Raw genomic sequence first — 22,827 nt, forward strand, 5'->3', positions numbered from 1 at the left:
AGACCACGAAATGTTGAACACCATCCTCCCCCTCCTGCTCTTCGCCGCCCTGGCCCTCGCGGTCATCGGGGCGGCCAAGCGTTTCTTCATGTGGCGTCGTGGCCGACCAGCCAAGGTCGACTGGATCGGCGGCCTGCTGAAGATGCCGCGTCGCTACCTGGTGGATCTGCACCACGTGGTCGAGCGCGACAAGTACATGTCCAAGACCCACGTGGCCACCGCCGGTGGCTTCGTGCTGGCGGCAGTGCTGGCCATCGTTGTGCACGGTTTCGCCCTGCACAACCGTATCCTTGGCTTCGCCCTGCTGGCGGCCACGGTGCTGATGTTCGTCGGCGCCCTGTTCGTCGCCAAGCGCCGCCTGAATCCGCCCTCGCGCCTGTCGAAAGGCCCGTGGATGCGCCTGCCGAAAAGCCTGCTGATGTTCGCAGCGAGCTTCTTCATCGCCACGCTGCCGGTGGCCGGCATCCTGCCCGCCGACTTCGGCGGCTGGGTGCTGGCGGCGATCCTCGCCGTTGGCGTGGCTTGGGGTGTGTCCGAGCTGTTCTTCGGCATGACCTGGGGCGGGCCGATGAAGCACGCCTTCGCTGGCGCCCTGCACCTGGCCTGGCACCGCCGTGCCGAGCGCTTCGGTGGCGGTCGCTCCACCGGCCTGAAAGCCCTCGACCTCGACAACCCGAAAGCGCCGCTAGGCGTGGAAAAGCCCACCGACTTCACCTGGAACCAGCTGCTCGGCTTCGACGCCTGCGTGCAGTGCGGCAAGTGCGAGGCCATGTGCCCGGCCTTCGCCGCCGGCCAGCCGCTGAACCCGAAGAAGCTGATCCAGGACATGGTCATCGGCCTGGCCGGTGGCAATGACGCCAAGTTCGCTGGCAGCCCCTACCCCGGCAAGCCGCTGGGCGAACACAGCGGTGGCCCGCATCAGCCGATCGTGTCGCTGCAAGGCAAAGCCCTGGTGGATGCCGAGACGCTGTGGTCATGCACCACCTGCCGCGCCTGCGTCGAGGAATGCCCGATGATGATCGAGCACGTCGACGCCATCGTCGACATGCGCCGTCACCTCACGCTTGAGAAGGGTGCAACCCCCAACAAGGGCGCCGAGGTGCTGGACAACCTGATCGCCACCGACAACCCCGGCGGTTTCAACCCTGGCGGTCGCCTGAACTGGGCGGCCGACCTGAACCTGCCGCTGCTCGCCGACAAGCAAGAAACCGACGTACTGTTCTGGGTCGGCGACGGCGCCTTCGATATGCGCAATCAGAGAACGCTGAGGGCTTTTGTGAAGATCCTCAAGGCTGCCGACGTCGACTTCGCCGTGCTCGGCCTGGAAGAGCGGGACAGCGGCGACGTGGCGCGCCGCCTGGGTGACGAAGCGACTTTCCAGAACCTGGCCAAGCGCAACATCGCCACCCTGGCCAAGTACCGCTTCAAGCGCATCGTCAGCTGCGACCCGCACAGCTTCCACGTGCTGAAGAACGAGTACGGCGCACTCGGCGGCAACTATCAGGTGCTGCACCACAGCACCTTTATCGAAGAGCTGGTGCGCAAGGGCTCGCTGAATCTCGGCCAGAGCAAGGCCGCCAGCGTCACCTATCACGACCCCTGCTACCTCGGTCGCTACAACGGCGAGTACGAAGCGCCCCGCGCCGTGCTCAAGGCCATCGGCATCGAGGTCAAGGAGATGGAACGTTCGGGCTTCCGCTCGCGCTGCTGCGGCGGCGGTGGCGGCGCCCCGATCACCGACATCCCCGGCAAGCAACGTATCCCCGACATGCGCATGGTCGACATCCAGTCAACCGGCGCCGAGCTGGTGGCCGTCGGCTGCCCACAATGCACGGCGATGCTCGAAGGCGTGGTCGCGCCGCGTCCGGAAATCAAGGACATCGCCGAGCTGGTGGCAGAAGTGCTGATCGAAGCCACCGAGGTACCGGCCAAGCGCCCGACCACCAAGCGCGAAGCGGCGGAGGTGCAGTGATGAAGCCGCAAACCGCTTGTCTCCCCTCCCCCGCTTGCGGGAGAGGGGTCGGGGGAGAGGGTATGTCCGGCCACGCCGACGTCGCCAGCTTCCCCCTCTCCCTAACCCTCTCCCCCAAGGGGGCGAGGGAACCGTTCGTGCCTGACCAGGAGATCGCAGCATGAGCGACATCATCCGCCGCGACCCACGCGCCGAGTGGATCGCCCGCAATCGCCTGCACCCATTGCATGCGTCGATGCAGAAGGCCGAAACCAGCTGGATGGGCCCCAACGGCATCATCCGCAAGAACCCGCACGCCATCGCTGCCGGTTTCATCGGCCCGGCCGGGCTCAAGCGCATCGACCGCAGCGGTGCCCAGCAAGGCACTGCCGGCAAACGCAGCAGCGCCAGCGTCGAGCTGCAACTGCCGCTGCATGTCATCGAGCAACCGGCCTTCCACATCTGCGTGGTGCCGGACATGGTCGGCGGCCGCCTGTCCAGCCATGACAAGGATTTGCTCGGCCTGGCCCGCAAGCTGGCCGGCGACAGTGGCGCCGTGGTTGCCGTGGTATTCGGCGAGGACAAGGAAAGCGCCTTCGACACGGCCGGCGTCGACCGCTTGCTGCGCATCGGTGGTGACACCTTCGATGGCTATGCCCCGGAAGCCCGCGTACTGGCGCTGAGCGCCGTGGAGAGCCAACTGGCGCCACGCCACTGGCTGCTGCCAGACAGCCGCACCGGTGGCGGTGAACTGGGCCGTCGCCTGGCCGCCAAGCTCGGCGAGCGCCCTGCAACGCGCGTCTGGCAGGTTGCCGGCGAACAGGCCATCGGCCGTGCCGGCAGCGGCCAGCAGGATATCCAGCGCGCCCTGCCTCGCTTGATTCTGGCTGCAGCCGAATGCGCCGAACCGGTCAGCGAAACCCGTCACGAAGCACGGCCAATGGACCTGGATGCGAAAGTCGCCCACAGCCTGCCGCGTTTCGAGGATCTCGGTCCGGTGGCTGTGGATCCGGCGCAGATTCCCATGGCCGAAGCCGAGTTCATCCTCTCCGGCGGCAACGGCGTGAGGGACTGGGACCTGTTCCATCAGACTGCCGTCGCCCTTGGAGCAACCGAAGGCGCCTCGCGCGTCGCGGTCGACGATGGCTTTATGCCGCGCAACCGCCAGGTCGGTGCCACCGGTACCTGGGTCACCGCCCGCGTCTACCTGGCCGTCGGTATTTCTGGCGCCATCCAGCACCTGCAGGGCATCGGCGCCTGCGACAAGGTGGTGGCGTTGAACATGGATCCCGGCTGCGACATGATCAAACGCGCCGACCTTTCGGTGATCGGCGACTCGGCGGCGATCCTTGCCGCACTGATCGAACACGTTGCTGCCTGGCGCCAGGAAGGAAAACGTGATGCGGCGTAACCCGGATGCAATCCGGGGTCACCATCAGCTTTCCCGGATTGCATCCGGGCTACGGGGACACCATGACTGATCTGAATATCGTCGCTCTGGTCTCGGTCGGCGCCCACCCGACCTCGGCCCGCCCACGCCGCGCCGAGCAGGACGCCCGCGCGGTGGAGCTGGGCCTGCGCCTGGCTGGCCAGAACCTGCAACTGCTGCACGCCGGCGACCCGCAGGCCGAAGCCCTGCGCGGCTACCTGGGTATGGGCCTGGAACAGCTCGATGTGCTGGAGCAACCCGAAGGCGCCGACGCCCTGCCGCTGCTGGTCGACTACCTGCAAGGCAGCCGCACGCAGCTAGTACTCACCGGCAGCCAGGCGGAAACCGGCGAAGGCTCCGGCATGCTGCCGTTCCTGCTGGCCGAGCGTCTGGGCTGGCCGATGGTGGTCGGCCTCGCCGAAGTGGAGAAGGTCGAGAATGGCGTGGCCCAGGTGCTGCAAGCCTTGCCACGCGGACAGCGGCGCCGCCTCAGAGTACGCTTGCCCTGCGTGGCCAGCGTCGACAACGCCGCTCCGGTCGCCCGCCAGAGTGCCTTTGGCCCGGCACGCCGTGGTCAGATCGACGTCCACGAAGTCACCGTGATAGACGATCCGCTGCTGGCACAAGCCAGTCTGCAGCCGGCCAAGCCGCGGCCGAAACGCCTGAAGGTGATCAAGGCCAAGACCGGCGCGGAACGGATGAAGGCGGCGACGGCCAAAGCCAGTGGTGGCGGCGGCCAGGTGCTCAAGGATGTCTCGCCACAGGAAGGTGCAGAGGCTATCTTCAAACTATTGATCGAAGAAGGGGTTCTGCGCTGACCGAGGGTTGAAGACCAACTGCGCAGCGCCTGCCTCGCCACAAGGAGCCACGACCATGATGCATGCCGATCTGATCGACCAGGAAGACTTCCGTGAACGCCTGATCGCGCTGGGCCTAAGCATTCCACCAGGCGTCACGCCCGAGCAGGCCTGCGAGCTGGCCGTCAGCGGCCTCAGTGCCGAGCGCGCCGTGGCCTTGCGCCACTTGGTGGAGGAACTGCTCGGCGGCAGCGCCACCCTGCTGCCCAACGTGCGCGAAGCCATCAGCCGCCATCTGCTGCCGGCGCTGGTGCCGAAGCCGGCTTGATATACACGTCTTCGGTCTACTCTGCAGGGCATCGCAGCACCCTAAAGGCCGACCTCACCAACTCGGGCCTCAACGCCATGCCAGAGTGGTTCGTGCATAAATTGGTGGGCTAAAGCCCACCCTACACCCTGACTACAACGCACCGCGTAGGGCGAGCCGGGCGGCGATCCGCTTCAGACGTAGGGTGGGCTTTAGCCCACCAAAAACGACCCTACTCAAAACACACGGGGCGCCACTGGCGCCCCGTTTTCATTGCCGCTCGATTCAGATGCGTACGCTGGCGAAGGTCGACTCGCCCTGGGCACGGTTGAGCGCCAGCACCGCGCTGGAATTGACCTGATGCTCGGGGATCGGCAGCAACATCACCAGGTTGTTGCCCTGCTGACCAGCACGCTCGTCGCGCGGCGGAATGCCGAAGTACTCGCGGTAGCACTTGGAGAAATGCGGGGTGGAGACGAAACCGCAGACCGAGGCCACCTCGATGATCGACATGCTGGTCTGCTTGAGCAGCTGGCGTGCGCGGATCAGGCGCAGCTTGAGGTAGTAGCGCGACGGCGAGCAGTGCAGGTACTTCTGGAACAGGCGCTCGAGTTGACGACGGGAGATGTCGACGAAGCAGGCCAGTTCGTCGAGGTCGATCGGCTCCTCAAGGTTGGCCTCCATCAGCGCGACGATTTCCTGCAGCTTGGGCTGGTTGCTGCCAAGCATGTGCTTGAGCGGCACACGCTGGTGATCCTGCTCGTTACGGATACGTTCGTAGATGAACATTTCGGAAATACCGGCCGCCAGTTCGCGGCCATGCTGCTGGCCGATCAGGTGCAGCATCATGTCCATCGGCGCGGTGCCGCCAGAGGAAGTGTGGCGATTGCGGTCGATGGAAAACAGGCGAGTGGTGATGGCCGCACGCGGGAAGGCTTCCTGCATCGAGGCCAGGCACTCCCAATGCACGCTGCAATCGTAGCCGTCGAGCAGCCCGGCCTTGGCCAGCGCCCAACTGCCGGTGCACACCGCACCGAGCAGGCGGCCCTGGCGCGCCTGCAACTGCAGCCAGCTGACATGTTCACGCTTGACGCTGTGTTGAATATCCACGCCACCACAGACGATCACCGCATCCAACGCCGGAGCACTTTGCATGGCGGCGTCCGGGGTGATCTGCAAGCCATCACTGGCGCAGACCGGCAGGCCATCATGAGTCAGGGTATGCCAGCGAAACAGCTCCTTGCCGGAAAGCTGGTTGGCCATGCGCAGGGGCTCTACCGCCGAAGCCAGGGAAATCAGGGTGAAGTTGTCCAGGAGCAGGAAGCCGATGGACTGGGCGGCACGATTCTGGGGTTGCGCCCCTTGGCTGAACTGCGACATGGATGGAACCCTCTCACGCTAAGCACGGTGTGAGCCCAATTAGAAGTGGGCCTCTGTTTTATCCTGGCCAGGTTTGAAAACCGGGCGGCTATGCATCTCTAGGCAAAGGTCATGCCTAAATTGATCAAGCGTTCAATAAAAACTGAACCGTCAATGCATGGCGTGCCAGACAGACTCCTTGCCCCTGTTTTCAGGGTTTGCGAAACGCTCTCAAAGCTCCTTTGCGCAAGGCTTTGAGCATTTCGGTAGCACAGACTGAGCGGCCTGCTACGGCGTCTCTGGCTGTCAGTAACGGACGAACGGTAACAACAGCGATCACTCGGTCACACCTGAGGAAATCGATGTCCGCAAGCGTCGCACCAAAAGCTCGCGAAGCGGCGGCTTTGCCAGAATCGCTGCACCAGCAAAGGTCACCGCTCGCTGGTGTGCCAGCCGCCAGGAGCACATGGGGAAGAAACTCCTGACGAATCCGCAACAGGTTCGCGATGATCCAACTTTCGCCAGCGCGCCATGCTCTCCAACCAACTCATGCATATCCAATCACGCTGCGGTGAACCGTCCGTATCGGGGTCTTTTCTCGACATGCCGGTGGTGACGATCATTTCGGCCCCGATTACGGTGCGGCACAGGTCGACACAGTGGCGCGCGGCGGGTTGAGCGAGCAGTGTCCCAACCTGGCTCGGCTTTTCCGCAATATGACCTTCACCATCAGCGCAGAAAACCATTTGATGAGCGCCGTGCTGGAAGGCAATACCAATCGCCGCCGCGTGGCCAAGCAGTGGATCGAAGACAACCCGCAGATGGTTGCGTCCTGGCTGGAAGGTGTGACTCGCTATCAAGGCGGTCCCATCAGCAAGGTATTCGACGTATCGCAAGCAAAAAATGCCTGATAAATTCGACGAAATAGCCGAGAAAAATCAATAAAAATGGCAGAAAGCAGAGACCGCCACATGGCTCGAAAGGGTTTTCCCTTGTCGTGTCGAGAATCACGGCCAGGCTCGCAAGCCTGGCCAGCTATGACCGACCGGTCACATTGCGCCGCCTTTGGATTTTTCAGCGCTTTTCGGCACGCCTCCACCTCTGTCTGTAAATTTTTTTCAACATCGCCACAGCCCCCGCGCTACGCCGCCTGCGCCTCGCTTGAAAGGCTGAAAACCAGCACCGGCGCGGCTTTCAGCCTTGGCCAAGGGACGAAAAAGTCTGTTAAGGTTTTTAAAGCACGCTATCGAAAGCGCTTCTCGATACTCATATCGAGCGCTATTCGAAACGGCATCACACAGTGCTTTCAGGAGCCCGGAAAACGGCGAGAACATTGAAAAACACGGGGTGTGACGGACCATGTCGTCGCCCAATACGTCAGGGTCGCAAACCGATAATTGCGCAGACCCCAAGACTATATCGTTGAGTCAACCGATAACGTCGCTGCCGCTTCCCGAGGGGAACGGCAGACTGGGGCTCACCGCCCCGGACCGAAGAACATACAAGCGCTGGGCCCCATCGATAGGGCGCCAGCCCAACAAGAAATTTCGGATGTACGCATGCGCCAGGACGACGCATGAATCCCCAAGGGAATGGGCTTCGAAACACTGCCAGAGGGTTTGGAAAGCGGTTTGCAGCAGGGCAAGACAGTGGTCACTCATCAACAGATTGCAACGACGCAGCGGGCAATTTTTGCCACCAGCCGCGTGCGCTGCAGCGTGCCTGAGTGCCACACTAGACGCCCGCCGCGAAACGTTCGCCAACCTCGAAACTCAGCAAACACCCACACAGGTATCAGAGGCCTGACACAGCTAATCTACGCTTCTACGATGCGTACCCAGCCGTGCCAACGCGAACTGGATGCCGATTGAAGGGGAAACGTCCCATGCAGTCTGGAAAGATCGTGGTCGAACACCTGTACAAGGTTTTCGGCCCCAACCCACAAGAAGCCATCGACCTGCTCAAGGAAGGCTGGAGCAAGGAGAGGATTCTGGCCGAGAAAGGCGCCGTGATCGGCGTCAGCGATGTGTCGTTCAGTGTCGAAGAGGGCGAGATCTTCGTCCTCATGGGCCTGTCCGGCTCCGGCAAATCCACCCTGATCCGCCTGATCAACCGCCTGGTCGAACCCAGCGCCGGTGACGTCTACATCGATGGCCAGAACGTGGCCAAGCTGCCGCAATCGCAACTGATCGACCTGCGCCGGCGCGACATGAGCATGGTCTTCCAGTCCTTCGCCCTGATGCCTTCGCGCAGCGTGCTGGATAACGCCGCATTCGGCCTGGAAGTGGCCGGCACCGGCCGCAAGGAGCGCGAGAAGCGCGCCATGGAAGTGCTCAAGCAGGTCGGCCTGGACACCTTCGCCCACAAGTACCCGCACGAACTCTCCGGCGGCATGCAGCAACGCGTCGGCCTGGCCCGTGCGCTGACGGTCAACCCGTCGATGATCATCATGGACGAGGCCTTCTCCGCCCTCGACCCGCTCAAGCGCCGCGAAATGCAGGACGTATTGCTGGAGCTGCAGAAGACCCATCGCCGCACCATCATCTTCGTCTCCCACGATATCGAAGAGGCCATGCGCATCGGTACCCGCATCGGCATCATGGAAGGCGGCAAGCTGATCCAGGTCGGCACCCCGCAGGAACTGATCGAAAAGCCAGCCAACGAGTACGTGCGCAACTTCTTCGACACCGTCGACACCAGCCGTTACCTCACCGCCGGCCAGCTCAAGGCCGACAGCGTGCCGACCTACGTCTACAACGGCAGCGCGCCGGACGCGGCGAAGATCTGCAAGGAGCTGCAGGCGCTGGACAAGCACTACGCCTTCATCGTCGACGAACAGAACAACTTCCAGGGTTCCATCAGCCTGGAGAAGATCGCCCTGATGGTCGACGGCGACGAACCCCGACCACTCGAAGCGGATGCGCTCAAGCAGGTCGTGCCGGTACCCGAAGACATGCCGCTGGAAGATGTGATCACCCGCCTGGTGGACAACGAAGGTCCGATCCCTGTGGTGGACGCCGACGGCCATTACTGCGGCGCCATCAGCAAGGGCCGTCTGCTGACCCGACTACAGGGGGAATCCCATGAGTGACAAGAAACTCGACCTGGGTAGCTGGGTCAACGACGTCGTCCAGCACCTGCTGGACAACTACAGCGGTGCATTCGACAGCATCGGCAAACTGGTCAGCGGATTCTCCGAAGGCATCGAAGCCTTGCTCATGCTGCCACCGGCCTGGCTGCTGATCGCCATCTTTGTCGCCCTCGGCCTATGGCGCATCGGCGCACGCTTCGCGGTGTTCACCGCGGTGGCTTTCATCCTGATCGTCATGACCGGGTTCTGGGAACAGACCGTGGTCACCCTCGGCCTGACCTTCTCCTCGACGTTGATCAGCCTGCTGCTGGGTATCCCGCTGGGCATCTGGGCCGCCAAGAGCGAGCGCGTGGCGACCATCATCCGGCCGATCCTCGACTTCATGCAGACCATGCCGGCGTTCGTCTACCTGATTCCGGCGGCCATGCTCTTCGGCCTCGGCCGGGTGCCCGGGATCATCGCCACGGTGATCTTCGCCATGCCGCCGGCGGTGCGCTTGACCAGCCTGGGCATTCGCCAGGTGAACAAGGAAATCGTCGAGGCCGGCCAGTCCTTCGGCTGCACCAGCCGCCAGCTGCTGTTCAAGGTACAACTGCCCAACGCCATGCCGTCGATCATGGCCGGGGTCAACCAGACCATCATGATGGCCCTGTCGATGGTGATCATCGCCTCAATGGTCGGCGCTGGTGGCCTGGGTAACGATGTACTGGCGAGTATCCAGCGTCTGGACATCGGGCTAGGCTTCGAAAGCGGCATGGCCGTGGTGCTGCTGGCGATCATTCTCGACCGCATCACTGAAAGCTTCGGCACCAAGCAGACCGCCCGCGGCGGCATCTTTGCCTGGTTCAGCGGCAAGCTGCAGCGCCAGTGAACATTTTTTCACTTCACAGAGAACCGCAGATGAAAATGATCAAAACCACTGCCGCCATCGGCCTGCTGTCCTGCGCACTGACGCAAGGCGCCATGGCCGCGGAGCCGGCGAGCTGCAAGCAGGTGCGTTTCGCCGAGATTGGCTGGGCCGACATCGCCGCCACCACGGGTGTGGCCATGACCCTGGTCGAAGGTCTGGGCTATCAGCCGCGCAAGATCATGGCCTCGGTCCCCATCGCCTTCACCGGCGTGAAGAGCGGCCAGGTCGATGTGTTCCTCGGCTATTGGGCACCGTCGATGGACTCGGTGATCGAGCCATTCCTCAAGGACGATGGCGTCAAGGTACTGCCCAAGGCCAACCTCGAGGGTGCCAAGTACACCCTGGCCGTGCCGACCTACGCGGCCGAAGCCGGCCTGAAGAGCTTCCAGGACATCGCCAAGTTCAAGGATCAGCTGGGCGGCAAGATCTATGGCATCGAGCCGGGTAACGACGGCAATCTGCTGATCGACGGCATGATCAAGAACAACCAGTTCGACCTCGGCGACTTCCGCATGGTCGAGTCCAGCGAAGCCGGCATGCTGGTGCAGGTATCGCGCGCGATCAGGAAGAAAGAACCCGTGGTCTTCCTCGGCTGGGCGCCGCACCCGATGAATACCCAGCACGACATCACCTACCTCTCCGGCGGTGATGACGTATTCGGTCCCGACTACGGCGCGGCCAAGGTTTACACCGTTGTGCCGCCGGATTACGAGGCGCGCTGCGAGAACGTCGGCAAGCTGCTGAACAACCTGCAGTTCACCGTCGATATCGAAAGCCAACTGATGGAAAAGGTCCTGGAAAAGGAAAACCCGCAGAACGTCGCCAAGGAGTGGATCAAGGCCAACCCGGCGATCCTCGACCAGTGGCTGAGCGGCGTGACCACCTTTGACGGTCAGGACGGCGTTGCCGCCGTGAAGAAACACGTCGGGCTGTAACAGGCCGCGACCCGATTCGGGCTCGAACCTCAGGGTTCGAGCCCGGAAACCTCCTCGTAAACCACTAGCGGCTGCTTTCTGGCCGTGATGGGGAGGCTTTGCCCGCGAACCGGCAATCTGCTGCGCAACACGGATTCGCAAGGCCCGCAATGAGAACGAGCCAGTCAACGATCTTGCAACTGCCACTCACTGATGGAGCACAACAAACATGCGCATAATCCAGCATCTCTGCCTCGGCGCTGCCGCCCTGGCCATCGGCATGGGCAGCGCCCTGGCCGCCAACAAGCCCACCTTGAAGATCGGCTACGTCAACGGCTGGGACGACAGCGTCGCCGTCACCCACGTCGCCGGTGAGATCCTGCAAAGCAAACTCGGCTACACGGTCGAACTGAAGCCGGTCGAACCCGCCATCATGTGGCAGGGCGTGGCCCGTGGCGACCTCGATGCCACCCTCTCCGCCTGGCTGCCGGCCACTCATGGCGAGTACTTCGAGAAGCTCAAGGACAAGGTGGAAATCCTCGGTACCAACTACTCCGGCGCCAAGATCGGCCTGATCGTGCCGGACTACGTCGAAGCCAAGACCATCGAGGATCTGGAGAAATACGCCAAGGACTTCGACGGCAAGATCACCGGCATCGACGCCGGTGCCGGCGTGATGCGCCGCACCGAAGACGCCATCAAGGAATACAACCTGACCAGCATCAAGCTGATGCCGAGCTCGGGCCCGGCCATGGCCACCGCCCTGACCCGCGCCGAGAAGGCGCAGAAGCCGATCGTAGTCACCGGCTGGATTCCGCACTGGATGTTCGCCAAGTGGAAACTGCGCTTCCTCGAAGATCCGAAGAAAGTCTTCGGCGACGACGAGCGTGTCGACACCGTGGCCAACCCGGCACTGAAAGAAAAAGCCGCCGACGCTGCCGCCTTCCTCAGCAAGATTTCCTGGAGCGGCGAAGAAGTCGGCTCGGTGATGCTGGCCATTCGCGAAGGCGCCAAGCCGGACCAGGCTGCCAAGGACTGGATCGCCGCCAACCCGGAGCGCGTCGCCGAGTGGTTGAAATAAGCTTCGCCGCGTAACAGCACAAAGCGGGCTGCGGCCTAATGCCGGTCAGTTAAGCGCCCGACTGGCTACGATCAGTCGTCCCCTCGCCCCTCTGGGGAGAGGGTTAGGGAGAGGGGTAAATGGCCGTTTCGCGGTATTTCGGCCCTCTCCCCCAGCCCCTCCCCCCGTAAACGGGAGCGGGGAGCCAAACGCGTACAGCCTTAACTGACTGCTATTAGGCTTCGGCCCGCTTTGTCGTTTCTGCTTGCCTCGCCCTGTAATTGATCGATCAATCAAAATCCGCCTAGACTGCGCCCTCCTGTCCCTCATGGAGAGCCCCATGCCCAAGGTCGGCATGCAGCCCATTCGTCGTTCGCAACTGATCGCCGCCACCCTGGAAGCCGTCGACCAGGTCGGCATGGCCGATGCCAGCATCGCCTACATCGCCCGTCTGGCCGGGGTTTCCAACGGCATCATCAGTCACTACTTCAAGGACAAGAACGGCCTGCTCGAAGCCACCATGCGCCACCTGATGCAGGCACTGCGCGATGCCGTGGCCGAACGACGCCAGGCGCTGAGCGATGACAGCCCGCGCGCCCACCTGCGCGCAATGATCGACGGCAACTTCGACGACAGCCAGGTCAGCGGCCCGGCGATGAAAACCTGGCTGGCGTTCTGGGCCAGCAGCATGCACCAGCCAGCCCTGCGCCGGCTGCAACGGGTCAATGACCACCGCCTCTATTCCAACCTGTGCGGCCAGTTCCACCGCGCGCTGCCGCAAGACCAGGCACGCCAGGCCGCCCGCGGGCTGGCCTCGCTGATCGACGGCCTGTGGCTACGCGGGGCGCTGTCCGGCAAGGCCTTCGACACCGCACAGGCACGCCGCATCGCCTACGACTACCTCGACCTGCAATTGGCCAAGGCTCGTTAGAGGGTTGCCGACGGCAAGGCCTCACGCGCATGACCTTGGTGGGCTAAAGCCCACCCTACCCGTTAACGGCTCTACGCAATAACCGCCTGGCCATGTCGTGATTGGCAGCGCCCTGTCGTTTTTGTTGATTGATCGTTCAATTTAAATAAAATAGGCTGTTCTCTAAGCAGATCGAAGACAGAGGACAGCCCATGCCACGTTTCGCCGAACAGCAGCTCTACATCAGTGGCCAGTACGTCGCCGCCAGCAGTGGAGAAACCTTCGACAGCATCAACCCGGCCACCGGCGAGGTGCTGGCCAAGGTGCAATGCGCCAGCCAGGCAGACGTGGACCGCGCGGTGGCCAGCGCCGCCGAGGGGCAAAAGGTGTGGGCGGCGATGACCGCCATGCAGCGCTCGCGCATCCTGCGCAAGGCCGTCGACATCCTGCGTGCGCGCAACGATGAACTGGCCGTGCTGGAAACCCTCGACACCGGCAAGCCACTGTCGGAAACCCGCTACGTCGATATCGTCACCGGCGCTGACGTGCTGGAGTACTACGCCGGCCTGATCCCGGCCATCGAGGGCGAGCAAATCCCGCTGCGCGAGACCTCCTTCGTCTATACCCGTCGCGAACCCCTGGGCGTGGTTGCCGGCATCGGCGCCTGGAATTACCCGATCCAGATCGCCCTGTGGAAATCCGCCCCGGCCCTGGCCGCCGGCAACGCGATGATCTTCAAACCCAGCGAAGTGACCTCGCTCACCGCACTGAAACTGGCCGAGATCTACACCGAGGCCGGCCTGCCAGCAGGCGTATTCAACGTGCTCACCGGCAGCGGTCGCGAAGTCGGCCAGTGGCTGACCGAGCATCCGGGTATCGAGAAGGTGTCCTTCACCGGCGGCACCATCACCGGTAAGAAGGTCATGGCCAGCGCCTCCAGCTCCAGCCTCAAGGAAGTGACCATGGAACTGGGCGGCAAGTCGCCGCTGATCGTCTTCGAGGACGCCGACCTGGACCGCGCCGCCGACATCGCGGTGATGGCCAACTTCTACAGCTCCGGCCAGGTGTGCACCAACGGCACCCGCGTGTTCGTGCCACGCATGCTGCAGGCGCGTTTCGAGAGCAAGGTGCTGGAGCGCGTCAAGCGCATCCGCCTCGGCGATCCGCTCAGCGATGCCACCAATTTCGGCCCGCTGGTGAGCTACGCGCACATGGAAAGCGTGCTCGGCTACATCGAGAAGGGCCGCAGCGAGGGTGCACGCCTGCTGATCGGCGGCGCGCGCGTCAGTGATGGCGACTATGCCAAGGGCGCCTACGTCGCGCCGACCGTATTCACCGACTGCCGGGACGACATGACCATCGTGCGCGAGGAAATCTTCGGCCCGGTGATGAGCATCCTCATCTACGACAGCGAAGAGGAAGTGATCCGCCGCGCCAACGACACCGACTACGGCCTGGCTGCCGGCGTGGTGACCCGTGATCTGAACCGCGCGCACCGGGTGATCCACAAGCTGGAAGCCGGTATCTGCTGGATCAACACCTGGGGCGAGTCGCCAGCCGAGATGCCGGTGGGCGGCTACAAGCAGTCCGGTGTCGGCCGCGAGAACGGCCTGGTCACCCTCGGCCACTACACCCGCATCAAGTCGGTGCAGCTGGAAATGGGCGATTACGTCTCGGTGTTCTGAATCCAGTGTTGTCGGAGCGGCCGGGCGGCGCACCGCTTCAGCCGCGAAAAGCATCGCGGATAAATCCGCTCCTACAAAAAAGTCGCCGCCCCGTAGCCGGATGCAATCCGGGACCAGTCACCGCGTTTTCCCGGATCGCAGCCGGGCAACAGGAGTAGCCATGACCCAGGAATTCGACTACATCATCATCGGCGCCGGTTCGGCCGGTAACGTCCTGGCCACCCGGCTGACCGAAGACGCAGACGTCAGCGTACTGCTGCTGGAAGCCGGCGGCCCCGACTACCGCTTCGACTTTCGTACCCAAATGCCCGCCGCCCTGGCCTTCCCGCTGCAGGGCCGGCGCTACAACTGGGCCTACGAGACCGACCCAGAGCCGCATATGAACAACCGCCGCATGGAATGCGGACGCGGCAAGGGCCTGGGCGGCTCATCGCTGATCAACGGCATGTGCTACATCCGCGGCAACGCCCTGGACTTCGACCACTGGGCCAAGCGGCCCGGTCTGGAAGACTGGACCTATCTCGACTGCCTGCCGTACTTCCGCAAGGCGGAAAGCCGCGACATCGGCCCCAACGATTACCACGGCGGTGACGGCCCGGTCAGCGTGACCACGCCCAAGGCCGGCAACAACCCGCTATTCCACGCCATGGTCGACGCCGGCGTACAGGCAGGTTACCCGCGTACCGATGACCTCAACGGCTATCAGCAGGAAGGCTTCGGCCCGATGGACCGCACCGTGACCCCGCAAGGCCGCCGCGCCAGCACCGCGCGCGGCTATCTGGACCAAGCCCGCGAGCGGCCGAACCTGACCATCGTCACCCACGCCACCACCGACCGCATCCTGTTCGACGGCAAGCGCGCCAGCGGCGTGAGCTACCTGATCGGCAACTCTAACAACGCCACTGAAGCCCGCGCCCGTCGCGAGGTACTGCTGTGCGCCGGCGCCATCGCCTCACCGCAGATCCTCCAGCGCTCCGGCGTCGGCCCTGCCGCGCTACTGCGCGAGCTGGACATCGCGCTGGTGCATGAACTGCCTGGCGTCGGCCAGAACCTGCAGGATCACCTGGAGATGTACCTGCAGTACGCCTGCACCCAGCCGGTGTCGCTGTACCCGGCGCTCAAGCTGCTCAATCAGCCGGGCATCGGCGCGCAATGGCTGTTCGCCGGCAACGGCATCGGCGCCAGCAACCAGTTCGAGGCCGGCGGTTTCATCCGCACGCGCCCGGAGTTCGCCTGGCCCAACATCCAGTTCCATTTCCTCCCGGTGGCGATCAACTACAACGGCAGCAACGCCGTGAACGAGCATGGTTTCCAGGCCCACGTCGGCTCGATGCGCTCGCCCAGCCGCGGGCGCATCCAGCTCAAGTCCAAGGACCCGCGCCAGCACCCGAGTATCCTGTTCAACTACATGAGCCATGAGCAGGACTGGCAGGAATTTCGCGACGCCATCCGCATCACCCGCGAGATCATGGCGCAGCCGGCACTCGACCCTTACCGTGGGCGTGAAATCAGCCCTGGCGCGCATGTACAGAGCGACGCCGAGCTGGATGCCTTCATTCGCGAGCATGCGGAAACGGCTTTCCACCCCTCCTGCTCGTGCAAGATGGGTGAGGACGACATGGCGGTGGTCGATGGTCAGGGCCGCGTGCACGGCCTGCAGGGCTTGCGCGTAGTGGATGCGTCGATCATGCCGGAGATCATCACCGGCAACCTCAACGCCACCACCATCATGATCGCCGAGAAGATCGCGGATCGGATTCGCGGGCGCCAGCCATTGCCGCGCAGCACCGCGCCCTACTTCGTCGCCGGCGAGCGCCCGGTACGCGGGCAACCGCAGCGAGAAGTCTCGGTAGCCTGAGTTCGAAGGGCTGCGCGCCCCGTCGCGGATCAATCCGCGCCTATCGTCGGAGCCCCGAGCCATACCGAGCCGGCTGAATACCGCTTGCAGGCCGGAGCGAATTTATTCGCGCCAGTGCCGTCGAACGGGAGCACTTGCGCAATAATGGCGGAGCGGTGACAGCCGCCACTGACTGCCGGACGCCTCATGCAACCCACGCTCAACCAACTCGACCCACGCACCGCCCGCCTGCTGCCATGGATAGTGGCCATCGCCTTCTTCATGCAGACGCTGGACGGCACCATCCTCAATACGGCGCTGCCAGCCATGGCGGGCGATCTGAACGAAGATCCACTGCGCATGCAGTCGGTGGTAATCGCCTACATGCTCACCGTGGCCCTGCTGATCCCGGCGTCGGGCTGGGTCGCCGACCGTTTCGGTACGCGACGTATCTTCTTCGGCGCCATCGCCCTGTTCAGCCTCGGTTCACTGCTCTGCGCACTGTCGGAGTCGCTCAGCATGCTGATCGGCGCACGGGTCATCCAGGGCCTGGGCGGCGCACTGATGATGCCGGTCGGGCGCCTGGTGGTGCTGCGCGCCTATCCGCGTTCGGAACTGGTGCGGATCATGAGCTTCATCACCCTGCCCGGCTTGCTCGGCCCGCTGATCGGCCCGAGCCTGGGCGGCTGGCTGGTGGAGGTGGCCAGCTGGCACTGGATTTTCCTGATCAACCTGCCGGTGGGACTACTCGGCTGCTGGGCTGTATGGCGCCATATGCCGGATCTGCGCGGCCCTGAGCGCAGCCGCTTCGATAGCGTCGGCTTTCTGCTGTTCGGCGCCGCCATGCTGCTGATCACCGTAGCCCTGGAGGGGCTCGGCGAACTGCACCTGCCAACCATGCGCGTGGTGCTGCTGTTGCTCGGCGGCATGGCCTGCCTGGCCGCCTACTGGCTGCGCGCCGGGCGCATCGAGCAGCCATTGTTCGCACCCAAGCTGTTCCACACCCGCAGTTTCGCCGTGGGCATCATCGGCAACCTGTTCGCGCGCCTCGGCAGCGGCGCGCTACCTTTCCTCACGCCGCTGCTGCTGCAACTGGCGATGGGCTATTCGCCGGCCCAGGCCGGCATGAGCCTGATTCCGCTGGCACTGGCGGCGATGGCAGCCAAGCCCCTGGCCAGGCCGCTGATCGAGCGCCTCGGCTACCGCAACATCCTCACCAGCAACACCCTGCTGCTCGGCGCCCTGATCGCCAGCCTGGCCCTGGTCGACGCACAAACCTCGACCTTGCAATTGATCATCCAGCTGATCCTGATCGGCGCCTGCAACTCACTGCAGTTCACCGCAATGAATACCGTGACCCTGATCGACCTGGACAACCGCGACGCCAGCAGCGGTAACAGCCTGCTGTCGGTGGTGGTGCAACTGGCGATGGGCCTTGGCGTTGCATCGGCGGCGGCCCTGCTCAGCGGTTTCAGCCGCGAGCTGGGCGACAACGGCCATGTGCTGGAGGCGTTCCAGGCGACCTATCTGTGCGTTGGCCTGCTGTCGATGCTGGCAGCGGCGATCTTCCTGCAACTGGACACGAAAGATGGCCGTAGCGGGCGCAATATCGAGGTTTCAGCGGACGAATGAGCGGGCCTGCTACACTGCCGGCCTGTTTCTTCACCCCCGAGTCTTGCCGTGACCGCTACTGCTTTCGCCAGCCTGCCCCTTTCCGCCGCCATGCAGGCCAATCTCGCCGCCATCGGCTATGCCGAGATGACGCCGATCCAAGCCGCCAGCCTGCCGCTGATGCTCAAGGGCCGCGATCTGATCGCCCAGGCCAAGACCGGCAGCGGCAAGACCGCTGCCTTCGGCATCGGCCTGCTGCACCCGCTCAACCCGCGCTACTTCGGCTGCCAGGCCATGGTGCTGTGCCCGACGCGCGAACTGGCCGATCAGGTGGCCAAGGAACTCCGCCGCCTGGCCCGTGCTGCCGACAACATCAAGGTGCTTACCCTGTGCGGCGGCGTGCCCTTCGGCCCGCAGATCGGCTCGCTCGAGCATGGTGCGCACGTGATCGTCGGCACGCCGGGACGGGTGCAGGAGCACCTGCGCAAAGGTACGCTGAAAGTCGATGGGCTCAATACCCTGGTACTCGACGAAGCCGACCGCATGCTCGACATGGGTTTTATCGACAGCATCGCCGAAATCATCGAGCAGACCCCGGCACGCCGTCAGACTCTGCTGTTCTCCGCCACCTATCCGCCCGCCATCGAGCAGCTTGCCGCACGTTTCTTGCGTAGCCCGGAGCGGGTCGAAGTGGAGGCGCAGCACGACGACGGGCAGATCGAGCAGCGCTTCTACGAAATAGCGCCGAGCCAACGTATGGAGGCGGTCAGCACCCTGCTGCGGCATTTCCGCAAGCAACCGACGGTGGCCTTCTGCGCCACGCGCCAACAGTGCGACGAACTGGCCGCGCAACTGGAAGCCGAGAAGATTTCCGCCGCCGCGCTGCATGGCGATCTGGAACAGCGTGATCGCGATCAAATTCTCGCCCTGTTCGCCAATCGCAGCCTCAGCGTGCTGGTGGCCACCGACGTGGCCGCGCGCGGCCTGGATATCGCCGGGCTGGAAATGGTAATCAACGTTGAGCTGTCGCGTGATGCCGAGGTGCATATCCACCGTATCGGCCGTAGTGGTCGCGCTGGCGAGAAAGGCCTGGCACTGAGCCTGGTGGCCCCGGCCGAAGCCGGTCGTGCCCAGGCCATCGAAACCCTGCAAGGCAAGGAACTGGCCTGGTACCCGCTGCCTGCAGCCAAGGCGACGGGTGAGCCGCTGCTGCCGCCGATGCACACCCTGTGCATCGGCGCCGGACGCAAGGACAAGCTACGCCCCGGCGACATCCTCGGCGCCCTGACCGGCGATGCCGGCATCCCGGGCGATCAGGTCGGCAAGATCGCCCTGTTCGATTACCAGGCCCTGGTTGCCGTGCAACGCGATGTGGCGCGCCAGGCCCTGAAACGCCTGAGCGAAGGCAAAATCAAGGGCAGAACGCTGCGTGTGCGGTTATTGTGAGAGCCGACTCAGATCGACCGTGCTCGCTCTGGCTCGCAAGATCGCGAACAGGCTCTTAGGCTGATATAAAGCATCAAAAGGCCTGGGCCGGAGTTACCCATGCGCAATATTCTGGTCATTGAAGACAGCCCACTGGTACTGAAGATCCTCGAGCATCTGTTCCGCCAGGAAACCGATCTGGAACCGATCTTCTGTGCCTCACTGGCAGAAGCGGAAGTCATGCTGGAGACCTCTGCGGCGCTGTTCTTCGCGGCCATCGTCGACCTGCACCTGCCGGACGCACCGGACGGCGAAAGCGTCGATCTGGTGATGCGCTACCACCTGCCGTGCATCGTGCTCAGTGGCAGCTACAACGAACAGCGCCGTGACGATTTGCTGATGAAAGGCGTGGTCGACTACGTACTCAAGGAAAGCCAGCATTCCTACGAGTACGCCTTCCGCCTGCTGCACCGGCTCGACCACAACAGCCATATCAAGATTCTCATCGCCGACGACTCTGCGGCGCAGCGTCACTACATTCGCCACATCCTCGAGCCACACCACTATCAGATCATCGAGGCCAGCGACAGCAAGGAGACCCTGCGCCTGCTCAATGAGCATCCAGATATCGACCTGCTGGTGCTCGACCATGCCATGCCCGGCGTCAGCGGTTTCGAGCTGGTCAAGCTGCTGCGCCAGAAACTGCGCCTCCATGACCTGATCATCATCGGCGTGTCCGCCGACCCCAAGGGCTCGCTCAGTGCGCAGTTCATCAAGCACGGCGCCGACGACTTCCTGCGCAAACCCTTCTGCCCTGAAGAGCTAAACTGCCGGGTAATGTCGACCCTGGAGCGACGCGACCTGTTGCGCGCACTGAAGAAGGCCGCGCAGTTCGATGCCCTGACCGGCCTGAACAACCGCCGCGCCTTCTACGAACAAGGCATGCAGATACTGCAGAAGGCGCAACGGGAAAATCGCCAGGTCAGCGTGGCGATGCTCGATCTCGACCACTTCAAGCAGATCAACGATGGCTTCGGTCACGCCAGCGGCGACAGCGCTCTGGTGGTGTTCGCCCGGGCCATAAGCAATGCCTGCCCCGACATGCTGCTGGGCCGCCTGGGCGGTGAGGAATTTGCCCTGCTGACCCTGCATGGCGCGGATCATGTGGCTCAGGCACTGGATAAACTGCGCCGACAGTGCGCCGGCCTGCATTACGCCGTCGGCGCGCCCGCGCTATCGTTCAGCGCGGGCCTCTATCAGGGTGAACCCGAGGACCTGGAAAGCCTGCTGCATGAAGCCGACATTCGCCTGTACCGGGCCAAGCAACAGGGTCGTGCCCGCACCGTACTGGCCTGATCAGGGGCTGTGGCGCTGCAGCGTCGCGGCATAGCTGCCGTCGTCGCTCATGGCCTGAATCGCCGCATCGAAACGCCTGGCAATGTCGCGATGCTGGGCCAGACTTCGCCGCACCAGGATATGCAGGCCGTTCTCGCTCAAGGGCAGCGGCAGGAACTCCAGTTCATCGCGGATGGCACTCAGCTTGTTAGCGAGCAGGTGGCGCGCGACCAGCTCATCTTCCAGCGCCAGCTGCACGCGCCCGGCATGCAGCATCCGCGCGGCGATTTCGAAACTGCCGACACCAACCTTGAGCAACTGCGGATCGCTATCGAATTCCCTGGAATAGGCATAGCCCCTAACCACCGCGATGTTGTGCGGGTAGAGATCGGCCAGGGTCTCGAACTGAATGTCGCTCCCTTTGCGCCGCATGAAGCGGATACGGTTGACCAGATAGGGCTGGGAGAAATAGCCATACTCGCTGCGATCGGCGCTGTACCAGGCGTTGATCAGTACATCGTAATCGCCACGCTTGAGCCCCAGCACCGCGCGCTCCCAGGGCGCCTCCACGTAGCTGGTGGTGTAGCCGGCACGGGCGAGCGCCTGCTCCACCAGATCACTGGCCAGACCTTTGCCGGGCAACCGTTGATCATTGAACGGCGGCCAGGGGTCGGCCACCAGGCGCAACAGCTCGGCCGAGGCCAGTGCCGGCGACAGCAGCAAGAGCAATAGCCAGGCACGCACTGCGGGCATTGGTGGCGGTCCATCCGAAATGATCAATTCTAGTGATAGCAGGCACAACGCCGCTCGTCACTGTCTCATATCTGAGACAGTCAGGCGGGCGTTATACGCTTGCCTGCCGCACGGCGACAGAAGCGTCGGCCCAGAGCGTTCGGGTAAACTTCAGCGGTTTTCGCGCAGCGCTCGCTGCGTCAGCGATTCACCTGAGGACATTTCGTGTTGCAAACCGACGTACTGATCATCGGCGCAGGCGCCGCCGGCCTGATGTGCGCAGCCACCGCCGCAGCCCGTGGCCGCCGCGTGCTGGTGCTCGACCATGCCAACAAGGCCGGCAAGAAGATCCTCATGTCCGGTGGTGGGCGCTGCAACTTCACCAACCTGTACTGCGAGCCGAGCAACTTCCTTTCCGGCAACCCGCACTTCTGCAAGTCCGCCCTGGCGCGCTTCACCCAGTGGGACTTCATCGGCCTGGTGGCCAAGCACGGCGTGCCCTACCACGAGAAGAAGCTTGGCCAGCTGTTCTGCGATAACAAGTCCAGCGACATCCTCGAATTGCTGCTGGCCGAATGTGCCGAGGCCGGGGCACAGATTCGCCTGGACACGGCAGTACACAGCATCGAAAAAACCGCAGGCGGCTTCCTGCTGCAAAGCGACCTCGGCGAAGTGGCCTGCCAGTCGCTGGTGATCGCCACTGGCGGGCTGTCGATCCCGACCCTCGGCGCCACCGGCTTCGGCTATCAGGTAGCCAGGCAATTCGGTCACGAATTGCTGCCGACCCGCGCCGGGCTGGTGCCTTTCACCATCACCGAGCCGCAGCTCAAGACGCTGTGCACGGAGCTTTCCGGAACCTCGGTGGAGGACTGCCGGGTGAGCTGCAATGGCCAGAGTTTCGTCGAGAACATCCTCTTCACCCACCGCGGCCTGTCCGGCCCGGCGATCCTGCAGATCTCGTCCTACTGGCAGCCGGGCGATACCGTACATATCGACCTGCTGCCACATATCGACCTGCCCGAATGGCTGGCCACCCAGCAGCGCGAACGTGGCAACAGTGAGCTGAAAACCCTGCTGGCCGAGCTGTTCACCAAGAAGATGGCGACCCTGCTGGTCGACAGCTGGTTCAGCAACAAGCCGCTCAAGCAGTACACGCCCGGCGAGCTCAAGACGATTGCCGAGCGCCTGTCCGACTGGCAATTGGTGCCGGCTGGCACCGAAGGCTACCGCACGGCGGAAGTGACCCTGGGCGGGGTGAATACCGACGAGGTGTCATCCAAGACCCTGGAGTCGCTCAAGGTACCGGGGTTGTATTTCATCGGCGAAGTGCTCGACGTCACCGGCCACCTGGGCGGCTTTAACTTCCAGTGGGCCTGGGCGTCGGGCTACGCCGCCGCGCAATACGTCTGAGGCTTAAATATTGCGCCCCATTTAACGGTGCAGCGGGAACTGTCGACGCGGCGCAGACTCTGCC

At 63.6% G+C, this 22,827-nt stretch carries 18 protein-coding genes; 16 read left to right on the forward strand and 2 right to left on the reverse strand.

Annotated features, from left to right (window positions below; genetic code table 11):
* Window positions 1–10: 10 nt before the first annotated feature.
* The 4 genes from dgcB (at window position 11) to N5J71_RS05990 (ending at window position 4,505) form a co-directional block, all read left to right on the forward strand.
* Window positions 11–1,972: a dimethylglycine demethylation protein DgcB gene (dgcB, locus tag N5J71_RS05975; protein WP_279916514.1), complete on the forward strand. Its 1,962-nt coding sequence runs from the start codon at window positions 11–13 to the stop codon at window positions 1,970–1,972.
* A 160-nt stretch (window positions 1,973–2,132) separates the two neighbouring features.
* Window positions 2,133–3,362, forward strand: coding sequence for an electron transfer flavoprotein subunit alpha (gene etfA / locus N5J71_RS05980; RefSeq protein WP_279916515.1), 1,230 nt, complete (start codon window positions 2,133–2,135; stop codon window positions 3,360–3,362).
* A gap of 62 nt (window positions 3,363–3,424) precedes the next feature.
* Window positions 3,425–4,198: an electron transfer flavoprotein subunit beta gene (gene etfB / locus N5J71_RS05985; protein ID WP_279916516.1), complete on the forward strand. Its 774-nt coding sequence runs from the start codon at window positions 3,425–3,427 to the stop codon at window positions 4,196–4,198.
* Between the two features lie 55 nt (window positions 4,199–4,253).
* Window positions 4,254–4,505 (forward strand): hypothetical protein, encoded by a 252-nt coding sequence (locus N5J71_RS05990; RefSeq protein ID WP_003458918.1) that lies wholly within the window; start codon window positions 4,254–4,256, stop codon window positions 4,503–4,505.
* Window positions 4,506–4,769: 264 nt separating this feature from the next.
* Here the strand turns inward: N5J71_RS05990 and gbdR are convergent, their stop codons facing one another.
* Window positions 4,770–5,864: a choline metabolism transcriptional regulator GbdR gene (gene gbdR, locus N5J71_RS05995; RefSeq protein ID WP_003458915.1), complete on the reverse strand. Its 1,095-nt coding sequence runs from the start codon at window positions 5,862–5,864 to the stop codon at window positions 4,770–4,772.
* Between the two features lie 563 nt (window positions 5,865–6,427).
* Here gbdR and N5J71_RS06000 point away from each other — a divergent pair.
* The 11 genes from N5J71_RS06000 to N5J71_RS06050 all read left to right on the forward strand — a co-directional run bounded on the left by N5J71_RS06000 (window position 6,428) and on the right by N5J71_RS06050 (window position 20,642).
* Window positions 6,428–6,754 carry a glycine betaine ABC transporter substrate-binding protein gene (locus tag N5J71_RS06000; protein ID WP_255311597.1) on the forward strand — a complete coding sequence of 109 codons (327 nt, stop codon included), beginning with the start codon at window positions 6,428–6,430 and terminating at the stop codon, window positions 6,752–6,754.
* 974 nt (window positions 6,755–7,728) lie between these two features.
* Window positions 7,729–8,934 carry a quaternary amine ABC transporter ATP-binding protein gene (locus N5J71_RS06005; RefSeq protein ID WP_279916517.1) on the forward strand — a complete coding sequence of 402 codons (1,206 nt, stop codon included), beginning with the start codon at window positions 7,729–7,731 and terminating at the stop codon, window positions 8,932–8,934.
* Window positions 8,927–9,805, forward strand: coding sequence for an ABC transporter permease (locus N5J71_RS06010; protein WP_003458908.1), 879 nt, complete (start codon window positions 8,927–8,929; stop codon window positions 9,803–9,805). The genes N5J71_RS06005 and N5J71_RS06010 overlap by 8 nt, the downstream gene beginning before the upstream one ends.
* Window positions 9,806–9,834: 29 nt before the next feature.
* Complete coding sequence (locus N5J71_RS06015) at window positions 9,835–10,779, forward strand: choline ABC transporter substrate-binding protein (protein WP_257597313.1); 945 nt, start codon at window positions 9,835–9,837, stop codon at window positions 10,777–10,779.
* 208 nt (window positions 10,780–10,987) lie between these two features.
* Entirely contained in the window at window positions 10,988–11,839 is an 852-nt protein-coding gene (locus tag N5J71_RS06020) for a glycine betaine ABC transporter substrate-binding protein (RefSeq protein ID WP_084341266.1), read from the forward strand.
* A gap of 319 nt (window positions 11,840–12,158) precedes the next feature.
* The gene (gene betI, locus N5J71_RS06025; RefSeq protein WP_003458901.1) at window positions 12,159–12,749 is read left to right on the forward strand and encodes a transcriptional regulator BetI; all 591 of its coding nucleotides are present in this window, start codon (window positions 12,159–12,161) and stop codon (window positions 12,747–12,749) included.
* A gap of 191 nt (window positions 12,750–12,940) precedes the next feature.
* Window positions 12,941–14,413: a betaine-aldehyde dehydrogenase gene (betB, locus tag N5J71_RS06030; protein WP_279916518.1), complete on the forward strand. Its 1,473-nt coding sequence runs from the start codon at window positions 12,941–12,943 to the stop codon at window positions 14,411–14,413.
* A gap of 160 nt (window positions 14,414–14,573) precedes the next feature.
* Complete coding sequence (gene betA / locus N5J71_RS06035; protein WP_084341269.1) at window positions 14,574–16,271, forward strand: choline dehydrogenase; 1,698 nt, start codon at window positions 14,574–14,576, stop codon at window positions 16,269–16,271.
* Window positions 16,272–16,457: 186 nt separating this feature from the next.
* A complete protein-coding gene (gene mdtD, locus N5J71_RS06040; RefSeq protein WP_279916519.1) occupies window positions 16,458–17,882 on the forward strand; it encodes a multidrug transporter subunit MdtD in 1,425 nt (474 codons plus the stop codon).
* Window positions 17,883–17,930: 48 nt separating this feature from the next.
* Complete coding sequence (gene dbpA / locus N5J71_RS06045) at window positions 17,931–19,307, forward strand: ATP-dependent RNA helicase DbpA (RefSeq protein ID WP_279916520.1); 1,377 nt, start codon at window positions 17,931–17,933, stop codon at window positions 19,305–19,307.
* A gap of 99 nt (window positions 19,308–19,406) precedes the next feature.
* On the forward strand, window positions 19,407–20,642 hold the full coding sequence (locus N5J71_RS06050) for a GGDEF domain-containing response regulator (RefSeq protein WP_084341272.1): 1,236 nt from the start codon (window positions 19,407–19,409) through the stop codon (window positions 20,640–20,642).
* Here N5J71_RS06050 and N5J71_RS06055 read toward each other — a convergent pair whose 3' ends face one another.
* Entirely contained in the window at window positions 20,643–21,374 is a 732-nt protein-coding gene (locus N5J71_RS06055) for a substrate-binding periplasmic protein (RefSeq protein ID WP_279916521.1), read from the reverse strand.
* 204 nt (window positions 21,375–21,578) lie between these two features.
* On the opposite strand from N5J71_RS06055, the gene N5J71_RS06060 reads away from it, so the two are divergent.
* Window positions 21,579–22,763, forward strand: a complete 1,185-nt coding sequence (locus tag N5J71_RS06060; protein ID WP_003458894.1) for a BaiN/RdsA family NAD(P)/FAD-dependent oxidoreductase — start codon at window positions 21,579–21,581, stop codon at window positions 22,761–22,763.
* Window positions 22,764–22,827: the final 64 nt, after the last annotated feature.

The organism is Ectopseudomonas oleovorans (assembly GCF_029845265.1).
In the GTDB taxonomy this organism is placed as follows: Bacteria; Pseudomonadota; Gammaproteobacteria; order Pseudomonadales; family Pseudomonadaceae; genus Aquipseudomonas; species Aquipseudomonas oleovorans.

Excerpts from the sequence above, each read along its gene's own strand:
- N5J71_RS06050 (WP_084341272.1), top strand. The coding sequence starts at position 19,407 with ATGCGCAATATTCTGGTCATTGAAGACAGCCCACTGGTACTGAAGATC.
- N5J71_RS06010 (WP_003458908.1), top strand. The coding sequence starts at position 8,927 with ATGAGTGACAAGAAACTCGACCTGGGTAGCTGGGTCAACGACGTCGTC.
- N5J71_RS06020 (WP_084341266.1), top strand. The coding sequence starts at position 10,988 with ATGCGCATAATCCAGCATCTCTGCCTCGGCGCTGCCGCCCTGGCCATC.
- N5J71_RS06005 (WP_279916517.1), top strand. The coding sequence starts at position 7,729 with ATGCAGTCTGGAAAGATCGTGGTCGAACACCTGTACAAGGTTTTCGGC.
- betI (WP_003458901.1), top strand. The coding sequence starts at position 12,159 with ATGCCCAAGGTCGGCATGCAGCCCATTCGTCGTTCGCAACTGATCGCC.
- betA (WP_084341269.1), top strand. The coding sequence starts at position 14,574 with ATGACCCAGGAATTCGACTACATCATCATCGGCGCCGGTTCGGCCGGT.
- N5J71_RS05990 (WP_003458918.1), top strand. The coding sequence starts at position 4,254 with ATGATGCATGCCGATCTGATCGACCAGGAAGACTTCCGTGAACGCCTG.
- N5J71_RS06015 (WP_257597313.1), top strand. The coding sequence starts at position 9,835 with ATGAAAATGATCAAAACCACTGCCGCCATCGGCCTGCTGTCCTGCGCA.
- etfA (WP_279916515.1), top strand. The coding sequence starts at position 2,133 with ATGAGCGACATCATCCGCCGCGACCCACGCGCCGAGTGGATCGCCCGC.
- betB (WP_279916518.1), top strand. The coding sequence starts at position 12,941 with ATGCCACGTTTCGCCGAACAGCAGCTCTACATCAGTGGCCAGTACGTC.
- dgcB (WP_279916514.1), top strand. The coding sequence starts at position 11 with ATGTTGAACACCATCCTCCCCCTCCTGCTCTTCGCCGCCCTGGCCCTC.
- gbdR (WP_003458915.1), bottom strand. The coding sequence starts at position 5,864 with ATGTCGCAGTTCAGCCAAGGGGCGCAACCCCAGAATCGTGCCGCCCAG.
- mdtD (WP_279916519.1), top strand. The coding sequence starts at position 16,458 with ATGCAACCCACGCTCAACCAACTCGACCCACGCACCGCCCGCCTGCTG.
- etfB (WP_279916516.1), top strand. The coding sequence starts at position 3,425 with ATGACTGATCTGAATATCGTCGCTCTGGTCTCGGTCGGCGCCCACCCG.
- N5J71_RS06055 (WP_279916521.1), bottom strand. The coding sequence starts at position 21,374 with ATGCCCGCAGTGCGTGCCTGGCTATTGCTCTTGCTGCTGTCGCCGGCA.